The organism is Clostridioides sp. ES-S-0048-02, assembly GCF_020658495.1.
Taxonomy (GTDB): Bacteria; Bacillota; Clostridia; order Peptostreptococcales; family Peptostreptococcaceae; genus Clostridioides.
The window spans coordinates 1-13728 of sequence record NZ_JACVWH010000022.1; the positions used below are offsets into that span (position 1 = coordinate 1).

16 protein-coding genes and 1 rRNA gene are annotated in these 13728 nt (G+C 28.4%); 5 read left to right on the top strand and 12 right to left on the bottom strand.

What is annotated here, in order from left to right:
- The 12 genes from IC173_RS17725 to dnaA form a co-directional block, all read right to left on the bottom strand.
- Positions 1-67, bottom strand: a 16S ribosomal RNA gene (locus IC173_RS17725); the annotation flags it as partial.
- Between the two features lie 181 nt (positions 68-248).
- The gene (locus tag IC173_RS17730) at positions 249-1022 is read right to left on the bottom strand and encodes a SigB/SigF/SigG family RNA polymerase sigma factor (protein ID WP_227436593.1); all 774 of its coding nucleotides are present in this window, start codon (positions 1020-1022) and stop codon (positions 249-251) included.
- The gene (locus IC173_RS17735) at positions 1022-1429 is read right to left on the bottom strand and encodes an ATP-binding protein (RefSeq protein ID WP_227436592.1); all 408 of its coding nucleotides are present in this window, start codon (positions 1427-1429) and stop codon (positions 1022-1024) included. Before IC173_RS17735 ends, IC173_RS17730 begins: the two co-directional genes overlap by 1 nt.
- Positions 1430-1432: 3 nt before the next feature.
- Entirely contained in the window at positions 1433-1750 is a 318-nt protein-coding gene (locus IC173_RS17740; RefSeq protein ID WP_227436590.1) for an STAS domain-containing protein, read from the bottom strand.
- An 11-nt stretch (positions 1751-1761) separates the two neighbouring features.
- The gene (locus IC173_RS17745; protein ID WP_054272124.1) at positions 1762-2022 is read right to left on the bottom strand and encodes a hypothetical protein; all 261 of its coding nucleotides are present in this window, start codon (positions 2020-2022) and stop codon (positions 1762-1764) included.
- Positions 2022-2318 (bottom strand): YtxH domain-containing protein, encoded by a 297-nt coding sequence (locus tag IC173_RS17750; RefSeq protein ID WP_227436588.1) that lies wholly within the window; start codon positions 2316-2318, stop codon positions 2022-2024. Before IC173_RS17750 ends, IC173_RS17745 begins: the two co-directional genes overlap by 1 nt.
- Before the next feature lie 68 nt (positions 2319-2386).
- Positions 2387-4813 carry a DNA gyrase subunit A gene (gene gyrA / locus IC173_RS17755; RefSeq protein ID WP_227436586.1) on the bottom strand — a complete coding sequence of 809 codons (2427 nt, stop codon included), beginning with the start codon at positions 4811-4813 and terminating at the stop codon, positions 2387-2389.
- A 19-nt stretch (positions 4814-4832) separates the two neighbouring features.
- Positions 4833-6734, bottom strand: coding sequence for a DNA topoisomerase (ATP-hydrolyzing) subunit B (gyrB, locus tag IC173_RS17760; RefSeq protein WP_227436584.1), 1902 nt, complete (start codon positions 6732-6734; stop codon positions 4833-4835).
- Positions 6735-7850 (bottom strand): DNA replication/repair protein RecF, encoded by a 1116-nt coding sequence (gene recF / locus IC173_RS17765; RefSeq protein ID WP_227436582.1) that lies wholly within the window; start codon positions 7848-7850, stop codon positions 6735-6737. It abuts the gene before it with no gap.
- 16 nt (positions 7851-7866) lie between these two features.
- Positions 7867-8073: a S4 domain-containing protein YaaA gene (gene yaaA, locus IC173_RS17770; RefSeq protein WP_227436580.1), complete on the bottom strand. Its 207-nt coding sequence runs from the start codon at positions 8071-8073 to the stop codon at positions 7867-7869.
- 137 nt (positions 8074-8210) lie between these two features.
- Positions 8211-9317, bottom strand: coding sequence for a DNA polymerase III subunit beta (gene dnaN / locus IC173_RS17775; protein ID WP_227436578.1), 1107 nt, complete (start codon positions 9315-9317; stop codon positions 8211-8213).
- Between the two features lie 241 nt (positions 9318-9558).
- Positions 9559-10878, bottom strand: coding sequence for a chromosomal replication initiator protein DnaA (gene dnaA, locus IC173_RS17780; protein ID WP_255613434.1), 1320 nt, complete (start codon positions 10876-10878; stop codon positions 9559-9561).
- Between the two features lie 658 nt (positions 10879-11536).
- Here dnaA and rpmH point away from each other — a divergent pair.
- The 5 genes from rpmH (at position 11537) to jag (ending at position 13717) form a co-directional block, all read left to right on the top strand.
- Positions 11537-11674: a 50S ribosomal protein L34 gene (rpmH, locus tag IC173_RS17785; RefSeq protein ID WP_003420485.1), complete on the top strand. Its 138-nt coding sequence runs from the start codon at positions 11537-11539 to the stop codon at positions 11672-11674.
- A 77-nt stretch (positions 11675-11751) separates the two neighbouring features.
- A complete protein-coding gene (gene rnpA / locus IC173_RS17790) occupies positions 11752-12096 on the top strand; it encodes a ribonuclease P protein component (RefSeq protein ID WP_227436576.1) in 345 nt (114 codons plus the stop codon).
- A gap of 32 nt (positions 12097-12128) precedes the next feature.
- Positions 12129-12380, top strand: a complete 252-nt coding sequence (gene yidD, locus IC173_RS17795; protein WP_227436574.1) for a membrane protein insertion efficiency factor YidD — start codon at positions 12129-12131, stop codon at positions 12378-12380.
- Positions 12381-12411: 31 nt separating this feature from the next.
- Positions 12412-13119: a YidC/Oxa1 family membrane protein insertase gene (locus IC173_RS17800; RefSeq protein WP_227436572.1), complete on the top strand. Its 708-nt coding sequence runs from the start codon at positions 12412-12414 to the stop codon at positions 13117-13119.
- Positions 13088-13717: an RNA-binding cell elongation regulator Jag/EloR gene (jag, locus tag IC173_RS17805; protein WP_227436570.1), complete on the top strand. Its 630-nt coding sequence runs from the start codon at positions 13088-13090 to the stop codon at positions 13715-13717. Before IC173_RS17800 ends, jag begins: the two co-directional genes overlap by 32 nt.
- The last annotated feature ends 11 nt before the right edge of the window (positions 13718-13728 follow it).

A 13728-nucleotide genomic window follows, 5' to 3' on the forward strand; every position in this document is an offset into this window, starting at 1 on the left:
GCTCAACTTGCATGTGTTAGGCACGCCGCCAGCGTTCATCCTGAGCCAGGATCAAACTCTCAAATAAAAGTTTATCAGGCTCAGATACTATTGTTATCTAAATATCTGGCTTTATGGTTTGTTTCTTAATATAAATTAACCTACTGTTTAATTTTCAATGTTCGTATTTTTTCTTGTTCCTTTTTTTCAAGGACAAGTAATACTATACCATCATTCAAACAGTAGGTCAATACTTTTTTTATTATTTTTTAGAAATTTTTTTCATATTCTTTTTTTAGCTTTTCTACGACCTTTTTTTCTAAGCGAGAAACAGTCATTTGAGATATATCTAATTCTTTAGCTATACTAGACTGGGTTTTATCGAAGAAAAATCTATCTTTAAATATTTTTACTTCTAACTCATTTAAAGTTTCAATAAACTTATTAATAAAATCTTCGTATTCTATACTTCCGAAATTACCTTCTTCTTTTCCTATTTTATCAATAAGAGTTATGTCTTTGTCTTCTGAATCATCATTACTTGATGAATCTAAAGACATAGGTTGATAACCATAAGATGCTTCCATAGCCTCTAGTACATCTTCTTCACTAACTCCTATATAGTCAGCGATATCTTTTACCTTTGGATGTTTTTTATTTTCTTGCTCTAGTTTAATTTTCGCATCACTTATCTTTTTGCTTAATTCTTGTATTCTTCTTGGTACTCTAAGTGTCCATACTTTATCTCTAAAATATTTTTTAATTTCTCCTACTATAGTTGGTGTTGCAAAACTGGAAAATTCAAATCCCTTTTCAACATCATATCTATCAATAGCATAAATTAATGCTAATGAAGCAACTTGATATATGTCTTCAAAATCAACACCCTTGTTTATATACTTTTTAGCTAACAACCTTGCTAAATATAGATGTCTTTCAATAAGAATATTCCTGATATCTACGTTTTTATTTGTATTATATAAATTAAATAGCTCTTTTGTATCCATATTTAGGTAATGTGTAGCATTAGCTACATTTTTCATTAAATATCAACTCCTAAATACTTAGTCATTTTTATTTTTGTTCCTTGATTACATTCTGATTCAATATCTACATCATCCATTAAAGTTTTAATTATAAATAATCCAAGACCACTTTCTTTTGGATTCTCTAAATCTGGTGTACTTATTGAGCTAACATCATATCCTTTTCCATTATCTTGAATCTCTATATTAATTGCATCGTCTAAAATATTAAATACTATATTGAATACATCATCATTACTATGTTTTATTGCATTGGTACATGCCTCTGATACTGCTACCTTTATATCTTCTATATCATCTATTGGAAACCCCATTTTATTTGCAATCCCAGACGCTGTTAATCTTATTATGCCTACATAATCTGGATTTGTAGTAATTTCCATCTTTATAGTTTCACAAGCCAAAATTTATCCCTCCACTTTAAATATTTTATCTAGACCTGTTATAGTAAAAATTTTCCTAACATTACTCTTAGGATTTACTATGTATATCTCTTTTTCATTTATTTTTAGTTTTTTTAAAACACCTATCATAGCTCCTAAACCTGTAGAATCTATATAATCTAAATCTTTAAGATTAATCTTTACATCCAACATGTTTCTTTCTATTAAACCATGTAAATGTTCTTTTAATTTATCTGCTGTAGAGACATCAAGTTCTCCATCAATACAAACATTCCAAAACTTATTTTGAGAATCTAAATTTGAATCTATATTCATAGACATGTAAAAACCTCCTATTTTCTCTTAATAATTTTAAATATATTACCTATACTCAATATCTTATTAATTACATAAACTATATCATCTATTCCCTTTGATATTGATGATGCATTTTCAACAATATCTTGTATATGTCTTTCATTGTAATCTACAATCTTATAAGCTTTTTCAACAACTTTATTTAAACTATTTAGAGTTTTAGCTAAATAAATTGCTACTATAAGAGCCGAACTACCTACTAACACTGCTCCTATTTGCCACCCCCATGCATTCATTAGTTAACATCTCCCTCGTCGTCAAAACTTTTACTTATTACTATATCTTCTTCTGAAATTTTTATATCTTCTTCATTATTATCATCATCTACTAAAGTTATTATTCTCTCTTTAACATCATTAAATGTTTCATGTAGAACTTCTTTTGGGTTTTCTTTCACTTTATCAAACTTATCTTTTGTCTCTTTTCTTAACTCAGAACCTTTTTTTGGTGCAAGAAACATACCAAATATAAAACCTAAAATGGCTCCTATTAATAAAAATCCACCTTTTTTACAACCTCTTTTATTACACATAACAACTACTCCTTTCAATTTTAAATTTTTATCTAAGTACATTATACAAAAAGAATAGGATATTTATCCTATTCTTCTTCAATATTTATTTTAGCAATCGAAACTACATTCACTTCTTCATTAGTCTTCATTAATTTAACACCACTTGTAACCCTTCCAAATAGTGAAATTTCATTAACTCTTATTCTAATAAGAACTCCATCAGAATTTATAATCATTATCTCATCATCTTCATTGACCATCTCTGCACCAACAATTGTACCAGTTTTTTCAGATATGTTATAAGTTTTAATTCCTTTTCCAGCTCTTATTTGGCTTCTATATTCTTCTATATTTGTTCTTTTACCAAAACCATTTCTACTGACAACTAATACATCTGTACCTTTACTACAAAGATTCATAGATACAACAAAGTCTTTTTTACTTAAAGTTATACCTTTTACACCCATTGCTGTTCTACCCATATATCTTATATCATTTTCATCAAACCTTATAGACATACCTTCATTAGTTACTAAAAGTACTTCCTGTTTTCCATCTGTTAGCTCTACTCCAATAAGTTCATCATCATCTCTTAAACCTATAGCAATAAGACCAGATTTGTTTATATTTTTAAACTCTTCTCGTTTAGTCTTTTTAACGATACCTTTTTTAGTTGTAAGTAATAAATATTCATTTTCATCATTACCATCTATAGGTATTAAAGTTGCAATCTTTTCGTCTGCTGACAATTGAAGTAAGTTTACTATAGCAGTACCTTTTGCTTGTCTCTTACCTTCAGGTATTTCATATGCATTTAATTTAAATACTCTACCCTTATTTGTAAAGAACAGTAATCTACTATGAGTAGTTGTAGTTATCAAATGTCTTACAAAGTCCTCTTCTCTAGTTGTAAGTGCTGAGATACCTCTTCCACCTCTTTTTTGGCTCTTATAAGTATCAGATGGAAGTCTTTTTATATATCCAAAGTGAGTAAGAGTTATGGCTATTTCCTCATCACTTATAAGATCTCTCATATCTATCTCGCCTTCAGCATGTCTTATTTCTGTTCTTCTTTCATCAGAATAATTTTCTTTTATTATTGTCATTTCATCTTTTATTACATTTAAAAGTAATCTTTCATCAGCCAAAATTTCTTTTAATCTATTTATTTTCTTTATTAAGTCTTCATACTCAGCTTCTATCTTATCTCTTTCTAGACCTGTAAGTCTTTGAAGTCTCATATCTAGTATAGCTTGAGCTTGAATCTCAGTTAGATTGAATTTTTCTACTAAACCTATCTTAGCTTCTTGGCCTGTTTTTGAAGCTCTTATCAAGCTTATAACAGCATCTATATTATCTAAAGCAATTTTTAATCCTTCTAAAATATGTGCTCTTGCTTCAGCTTTGTTTAATTCAAATTTAGTTCTTCTTGTAACAACATCTTCTTGATGTTTAATATAATGATATAGTATTTGCTTAAGATTTAAAACTCTTGGTTGACCATCTACAAGAGCAAGCATTATTATACTAAATGTATCTTCCATTTGAGAATGTTTATACAGATTATTTAATACTATATTAGCATTAGCATCTCTCTTTAATTCTATAACAATTCTCATACCATTTCTATTACTTTCGTCTCTTAAATCTGATATACCTTCTATTCTTTTTTCTTTAACTAACTCAGCTATTCTCTCAACTAATTTAGCTTTATTTACTTGATAAGGTATTTCTGTAACTATTATCTGTTGTTTTCCTTTTGGAAGTTCTTCTATAAAAGCTCTAGATCTAACCTTAACTTTACCTCTTCCAGTTCTATATGCCTCTGCTATATTCTCTTTTCCCATTATAATTGCAGCTGTAGGAAAATCTGGACCTTGTATAAATTTTATTAAGTCCTCAACACTACAATCTGGATTGTCAATCAAATGTACAGTTGCATCAATTACTTCAGCTAAGTTATGTGGAGGTATTGAAGTTGCCATCCCAACAGCTATACCATTAGACCCATTCACTAATAGATTGGGATACCTTGCTGGTAGTACTGAAGGTTCTTTTAATGATTCATCAAAGTTTGGTTTAAAATCTACAGTTTCTTTTTCTATATCTCTTAATAATTCTAATGATAATTTACTCATCTTAGCTTCTGTATAACGCATTGCCGCTGGTGAGTCTCCATCAACAGAACCAAAGTTACCATGACCATCTACTAAAAGTGCTCTAGTTGAAAAGTCTTGAGCCATTCTAACCATTGCAAAATAAACAGCAGTATCTCCATGTGGATGGTACTTACCTAAAACGTCCCCAACAATACGGGCTGACTTTCTATATGGTTTATCTGGTGTTAAGTTTAATTCACTCATTGAGTATAGTATTCTTCTGTGAACTGGCTTTAGACCATCTCTAACATCAGGAAGAGCACGTCCAGCTATAACACTCATCGAATAATCGATATAAGATTTTTTCATTTCTTCCGCTATTTCAATAGGGAGTATTTTGTTATTTTCTTCCATGTATACTAATCCCCTCTCTCTATATATCTAAGTTTCTAACGAATCTTGCATTTTCTTCTATAAATTCTTTTCTTGGAGCAACCTTATCACCCATAAGCATTGAAAATACTTCATCTGCAATTGCAGCATCTTCTACAGTTACTTGCAATAAAGTTCTTGTATCAGGATTCATAGTGGTATCCCATAATTGTTCTGCATTCATCTCTCCAAGACCTTTATATCTTTGAAGTTCTGCACCATTTCTTCCAATTTCATCTAATAAAACATTTAATTCTTTATCTGAATAGACATAATGTTCCTTTTTTTGCTTTGTTACTTTATATAAAGGAGGTTGTGCTGCATAAACATACCCCTCATCTATAAGAGGTCTCATGTATCTAAAGAAGAATGTTAATAGCAAAGTTCTTATATGAGCTCCATCTACATCGGCATCGGTCATAATTATAATTTTATGATATCTAGCCTTATCTATATCAAAATCTTCTCCTATACCACAACCATAAGCTGTTATCATATTTTTTATTTCGTCTGAAGATAATATTCTATCTAGTCTTGATTTTTCGACATTAAGTATCTTACCTCTTAATGGAAGTATCGCTTGGCTATTTCTATCTCTACCTTGTTTTGCGGAACCTCCCGCTGAATCTCCTTCGACTAAGAATATTTCACTTTTAGCAGGATCTTTTTCTGCACAATCTGCTAATTTTCCAGGTAAAGATGTGCTTTCTAAAACACTCTTTCTTCTTGTTAATTCTCTTGCTTTCTTTGCAGCTTCTCTAGCTCTTTGTGCTCTCAAAGCTTTATCAACTATTATTCTAGCTGTTGCTGGATTTTCCTCTAAGAAAGAGCCAAGTTCATCAACTGTTACACTATCAACTACACCTCTCATAAAACTATTACCTAGTTTTGTTTTAGTTTGTCCTTCAAATTGAGGTTCTGGTAATTTAACTGATACTACAGCTGTAAGTCCTTCTCTTATATCTTCACCTAATAAGTTAACATCATTTTCTTTTAAGAATTTATTTCTTTTAGCATAATCATTTACAGTTTTAGTAAGAGCTGCTTTGAATCCACTTAAATGAGCTCCTCCTTCATGCGTATTTATATTATTTGCAAAAGAATATATGTTCTCTGTATAACCATCCGTATATTGCATAGCTAATTCGACAATACAATCATCAACTTTTTTATCTATATAAACTATGTCATCATGTATTCCAGTTCTAGATTTATTTAAATACTTAATATATTCTACTAGACCACCTGTATAGTGAAATTCTTTTCTTTTTTCTTGATTTTCTCTTTTATCTTCAAATACTATTTTTATTCCTTTATTTAAAAAAGAAAGTTCTCTAAGTCTATATTCTAATGTTTCATATTTAAACTCTATTTCATCAAATATAGTAGCATCAGGCATAAATTGAATTATTGTTCCTGTACTTTGAGATTCTCCAACTATCTCAATCTTAGATGTTGGTAGACCTTTTTCATATGTCTGCTTATATATTTTTCCATTTAAATAAACTTCTGCTATCATCCATTTTGATAATGCATTAACTACAGAAACACCAACTCCATGAAGACCTCCAGATACTTTATATCCTCCGCCTCCAAATTTTCCTCCTGCATGAAGATTAGTTAATACTGTTTCTAAAGTCGATTTTCCAGTCTTAGGATGTGTTTCGACTGGGATACCTCTTCCGTCATCTTTTACTAAAATACTGCCATCTTCATTAATAGATACATATATATTTGAACAATAGCCTTGTAAAGCCTCATCGATACTATTATCTACAACTTCATAAACTAAGTGGTGTAAACCTCTTGGGCTTGTACTACCAATATACATACCTGGTCTTTTTCTAACGGCCTCTAATCCCTCTAATACCTGTATCTGACTTGCACCGTATTCTTGTTTCATTTAATTTCCTCCATTCTCTATGCTAATAACATTGCCGTTTTCAATATTAAATATTGTAACATCCTTTTCATCAAATATTTTTTTATGTGAAATTTCAGCACTTGTTATAAACATTTGAACATTGCTTAAATTATTTACTAAAAGTTTTTGTCTTGCTTCATCTAACTCACTAAAAACATCATCTAAAATTAATACTGGATATTCTTCAACCTCATTTTTTATTAATTCTATCTCTGATAGCTTTAATGATATTGAAGCAGTTCTTTGTTGACCTTGTGAACCAAAAAGTCTTGCATCTAAATCATTTATGAATATATTTAAGTCATCTTTGTGTATACCATATCTAGTAGTTCTAGATTCTATATCATTAGGTCTATTTGATGACAACTTGGCTAAAAATTTATTATATACTGTTTCTATAGTATCTTCGTCAGTTATATTTATTTGAGTTTTATATTTGATTGATAATTTTTCAACTCCATTAGTCAAATTCATATGCATATGTTCAGATATATTAGCTATCTTTTTTATAAAGTCTCTGCGTAAAATATAAATATAACTTCCGTATTTTGCTAGTGTATCATCATATACATCTAATAAAGCTTCATCAACATGCATGCTTTTTAGAACTCTACTTCTTTGAGAAAGTATTTTATTGTAATTAGTAAGATAATTATAATATTTAGGAATAATTTGGCTAATCTCTTTATCTATGAAAGTCCTTCTCTCTTTAGGACCTTCTTTAACCAGTCTTAAATCTTCAGGTGAAAATATGACAACATTTAAGTTGCCAAGTAATTCCTGCATTTTTTGCAAAGGAACTTTATTTATTCGTATCCCCTTTTTATCTTTTCCAATAATTAGCTCTATTAGACTATATTTATTATATTTTGAAAAACTTCCTCCAACATATAAATTTTCACTATTAAATCTAACCATTTCTCTATCTTTGTTGGTTCTAAATGACTTGCCAAAAGAAAGCATATAAATAGATTCTACTATATTTGTCTTTCCTTGACCATTTTTTCCAACAAGAAGATTCACTTTACCATTAAATTCCAGATGCAACTTTTCATAATTTCTAAAATTAACAAGCTGCAAACTTTTAAGTTTCACAAAAAGTTCTCCTTTTTTACAATACTTTTATTTTAGTTCCTTCTATCTCAACTATATCTCCTGATTTTATCTTTTTCCCTCTTCTTAATTCTATTTCATCATTTACAGTCACTAAACCTTCTTGAATTAAAAATTTTGCATGACCTCCGGTTGATGCAATCTCTGCTAGTTTTAGGAATTGATCTAACTTTATATAGTCTGATTCTATAGTTATTTCAGTCATAAGAGTTCCTCCTTGCCATTATTTTAGGTAAATAGGTATTAATACACTAAAAGTATATTATACCATAAAAATACTTGCAAAAGGAGTTGCCTAAGATTAGAAAAATTTTTCTACAAAAGACAACTCCTTAATATCTACTATATATTAGATGATATTCTTACTGGAAGTAATAAGTAAATATAATTAATATCATCTGTTGGTTTAATTATACAAGGATTTACATTTGTAGTAAATTCTATAAATATTTCCTCATTATCTATATTTTTCAATCCTTCAATAAAGTATCGAGAGTTAAAAGCTATATCTAAATAATCTCCATCTAAATCTATTTCAACTTCTTCATAGACATTTCCTTTTTCTGTATTAGAAGTAATTGCCATTACTTTATCCCTTATAGATAATTTTATAAGGTTATTTTTTTCTGATTGAGACAATAAAGATGCTCTTTCTATACTATTTAAAAGTTCTTTAGTATTTAACTTTACTCTACTATTATGCTCTCTTGGCAATAATTTTTTATAATCAATAAAATCTCCTTCAAGTAATCTTGTAATAATTTTTGTATCATTAATTATAAAAATAGCATTTTTTTCGTTAAATCCAACTTTAACATTATCTTCTCCAGAAAGCAAGCTATTTACATCTATAAGTGTCTTTCCTGGAATTATTACTTTTATATTTTCAGTTAAACTATCAACTGAACAGCTTTTTACAGCTAATCTATAGCCATCAATTGCTACTAGATTTAAATTTTTATCTACAATTTCTAGAAGTTCTCCCATTAAAACAGGTTTTGTTTGGTCTTGTGAAATAGCAAATACAGTTTGTTTAATCATATTTTTTAGGAGTTCTTGAGGTATGCTGTATAAATCTTCTTCATTTAATTCTGGTAGTTTAGGAAATTCTTTAGCTGCATATCCTTTAATTTTAAATCTTGAATTTACACAATTTATGTAAATATTATTTTCTGAATCTGTTTCTATCTCAACAAAAGAATCTGGTAATTTTCTAATTATATCTCCAAATAATCTTGCATCTACAACAACATCACCTTTTTCTATAATCTCTGCTTGTACATAAGTTTCTATTCCTATCTCCGCATCATATCCAGTAAGTTTTAACTGGCCTTCTTCTGTAGATATAAGTATACCCTTTAATAGTTCTATAGTTGTTTTTCCATTAATAGCTTTTTGAGCAATCCCGATTCTATTTGCTAGGATTTTTTGATTACAAATTATTTTCAATGTGGATAACCTCCTCTGGCTTTTTATATAAAAAAATAAGTTAAAATCATAGTAGTAATAGTAGTAGGTGTTGTTGATAATGTTAATAAGTACATGTAACATTATAAATGCAAAGATATCAACATGTGTATAAGATGTTGATATCTTTGTTATTTTATACTTAATTATTTGTTAATAAATTTTAAGATAAAAAAGTATAAACAAGTTATTCAATAGATATAAACAGACAATTGTGTATAAATTATCCCTTTAAATCTGATATAATTTTGTCTATTTTAGTCTTAATTTCTTCGCTTTCTTCTATGTCTTTAGATACTTTATCATGAGCATGAATTACTGTTGTATGATCTCTTCCTCCAAATTCTTCACCTATTTTAGGGAGAGATAAATCAGTAAGTTCGCGCGTTAAATACATAGCTATTTGTCTTGGAAAAGCTATTGAACGAGTTCTTTTTTTAGAATTAAAATCTTCCATTTTTAAATTAAATACAGAAGAAACTTTTTCTTTTATTCTAAGCACATTGATTTCTTCATTTTTAGAAGTTGTTATAATATCTTTTAAAGCTTCTGTAGCAAGATCAAAAGATATCACTCTATTACTAAGAGAAGAGTAAGCAACTACTCTAGTTAAGGCACCTTCTAGTTCTCTTATATTTGACTTAATATTTTTTGCTATATATGACATAACTTCGTTTGGCACTTCTATACGTTCTAATTGAGCCTTTTTTCTAAGGATAGCAATCCTTGTTTCAAAGTCTGGCGCCTGAATATCAGTTATAAGTCCCATTTCAAATCTCGATCTTAATCTATCTTCTAGTGTAGGTATATCTTTTGGTGGTCTATCACTAGAGATAATTATTTGTTTATTTGCCTCATGAAGAGTATTAAATGTATGGAAAAACTCTTCTTGAGTTCTTTCTTTCCCAGCTATAAATTGAATATCATCAATTAATAAGACATCTACGTTTCTATATTTATTTCTAAATTCTTCATTTTTATCATCTTTTATAGAGTTTATAAGTTCATTAGTAAATTTTTCTGAAGAAACATAAACAACTTTTGAATCCTTTTTTTGGCTAACAATATGATGTCCAATAGCGTGCATTAAATGAGTTTTACCTAAGCCAACCCCTCCATACAAAAAAAGTGGATTGTAAGCTTTAGCAGGAGATTCAGCAACTGCAACACATGCAGCATGAGCAAATCTATTGCTATTACCAATAACGAACGTATCAAATGTGTATTTTGGATTCAGGTTAGGGTAAAGTACTCTATAATTTAAATCTGCACTATCAGAATTTAGGTCAGCAACTTCTTTTTCGCTCAATACAAATTTAATATTATACTTTTTTAATGACAGTTGATTTATAGCATCTTCAATTAAATGCAAATATCTATTTTCTAGAATATCTTTATTGAAATCACTAGGAGCTAGTAGTATCAAGTCATTAAGATGTATTTTTAATGGTACGATGTTTTTAAAAAAGGTATTAAAACTTACTGAAGTTAAGTCACCTTTTATTAATTGTAGGGTTTTGTCCCATAAAGAAACTATATCCATAATATAAACCTCCGAACAGAATAATTAATATTTTCCACAAAGTTATTAACAGAAAAGCAAAAATATATATAAATTTTACAGAATAACTAAATTTATGGATAATGGTGTTGATAAATTAATAATAGTATAAATTATTAAAAAAATATGAAAAGATATAAACAATATGTAGATAAAGTTATAAATAACATAAACATACAATAAATGGTGATTATAACTAGAGTATTGTCAGTAATCTTAAAAGTTATACACAAAAGTATCCACAAGCTGTGAATAATTTTTAATAAGTTGATAACATTTATACACATTATCAACAAGTATATTTATAATATCAAAATATATGTCAAACTTCAATGATTTGTAACTAATTTATCCACAATATTAACTAATTGTTGATAAAAATATAAACATGTTAAATTTGCTTTATTTGTGTATATAATTGAAAAAAATAATTTAGAATAAAATTAAATAGATTTTTACTAGTATTTTCAATAAAAAAAATACATAATATATATATGGTAGATTTTGTGATGCAAGCATACCAAAAACTCGTTGACAACGATAGTAAAAGTATTTATAATTATATGTGTTATGTTTACTTTGAGGGTAAAGTTATTATTTTTATAAACGGAAAATGAAATCTGAAAGGCGGTGCAAAATAATGAGTAAAAGAACTTATCAACCAAAAAAGAGACAAAGAAGTAAAGAACATGGTTTCAGAAAAAGAATGAAGACGTCTAACGGAAGAAACGTGTTAAAAAGAAGAAGAGCTAAAGGAAGAAATAGATTAACTCATTAATTACAAAAGGGCCGCTGCAAAGGTGGCCTTTTTGTGTAAATAATTACAATGCATAGCTGTGTTTATGGAGGTTAACTATGGACTTTAATAGGACAAAGGGGTTAAAAAAAGACTCTGATTTTAGAAAAGTATATAAACACGGCAAATCTTTTGCAAACAGATATTTAGTAATATATATACTTAAAAATAAATCAGATTATAGTAGAATAGGTATTTCTGTTTCAAAGAAAGTAGGAAAAGCTATCACTAGAAATAGAGTAAGAAGATTAATAAAAGAAGTCTACAGATTAAATATTGATGAAAAAATTAAGCCTGGATATGATATAGTATTTATAGCAAGAGTATCTAGTAAAGATGCTAGTTTTAAAGAGATAGACAAGTCTATAAAAAATTTAGTTAAAAGAACGGATATTTCTCTTTAAATTATATGCTATAAATATGGAGGTTAATAATTTTGAATAAAATAATTTATATATTAAAGGAAATAAGTAGGTATTTATCGAATTTATGTATTTATTTAGTAAAATTTTATCAAAAGTATATATCTCCCTTAAAGGGACCTACTTGTAGATTCTATCCAACTTGCTCACAATATTCAATAGAGGCATTTAAAAAATATGGATTTGTAAAAGGTATGTACTTAACAATAAGAAGACTTCTAAAATGTCATCCTTTTCATCCAGGAGGTTACGACCCTCTAAAATAAAAGAGAGTAACTATTAGGAGGTATAAAAAAATTGAATATAATAGGAAATTTCTTAGGATTAATTCTTAAGGTAATATTTGAATTTGTTAACCACTATGGTATTTCTATAATAATTTTTACTATACTTGTAAAGATTATTTTACTACCATTAACAGTTAAACAGACTAAGTCAACAAAGGCAATGCAAGATATACAACCTCGTATAAAAGAGATACAAGAAAAATATAAAAATAAGCCAGAAAAACAAAATGAAGAAATTGTTAAGTTATATGGAGAAGCTAAAATTAATCCACTATCTGGTTGTTTACCTTTATTAATACAGTTTCCTATATTAATAGGATTATTTAGCGTTTTAAGAGAGCCAGTTGCTCATGGCGTTTTTGCAAATCAAGCTGCATTTATGGCAGCTGACAATGGGTTTTTATGGATAAAAAGTTTAACAGCACCAGATTATGTATTAGCAGTATTTTCAGGAGCAAGTGCATATGTAATGCAAAAAGTAATGACTCCAAAGGACCAACTACAAGGCTCTATGAAAGTAATGACATATGTAATGGCAGGGATGTCTTTCTATTGGGGATTTATATTCCCAGCAGGACTTACATTGTACTGGACAGTAAGTAACTTATTCTCAATAGCTCAGTATTACTTAATAATGAATCCTTTAAAAGCTAAGCTGGCTGCTAACTCTAAGGAGGAAAAAGTTAATGAGAAAAAGCCTAAAATTAATAAAAAGTAAAAGTAAAGAAGAAGCTATAAATAAGGCGATAGCAGATTTAAATTTAAAAGTAGAGGATATAGAGGTAGAAATACTAGAAAATCCAAGCAAGGGGTTTTTAGGTTTTATAGGTGCTAAAGATGGTACCTATGAAATTTTTGTTATTGAAAAGGAACTAGATGTAGCTAAAAATTTTATAGAGGTAATGTTGAAAAATGCAAATGTTGATGCCAAAGTCAATGTATCTCAAAAAGATAATTTAATCATGGTTGATATTGAAGGCAAAGAAGCTGCAAGTTTAATTGGTAGAAGAGGGGAAACTTTAGATTCTATTCAATTTTTAACTGGATTAGCTCTTAATAAAATAAATAAAGACTCTCATACAAGAGTACTTGTAGATATAGAAAACTATAGGTCAAAAAGAGAAGAATCTTTAATAAGATATGCTAATAAGGTTGCTAGAGAAGTAGCGAAAACAAGAAAAACTAAAAAATTAGATTATATGAATCCATATGAGAGAAGAATAATACATTCAGCCCTTCAAAATGACAAATATGTAATTACATATAGTGAAGGAACCGATCCATATAGAAGATTAGTAATTGAGTGTAAAAGATAAAATCAACCTCC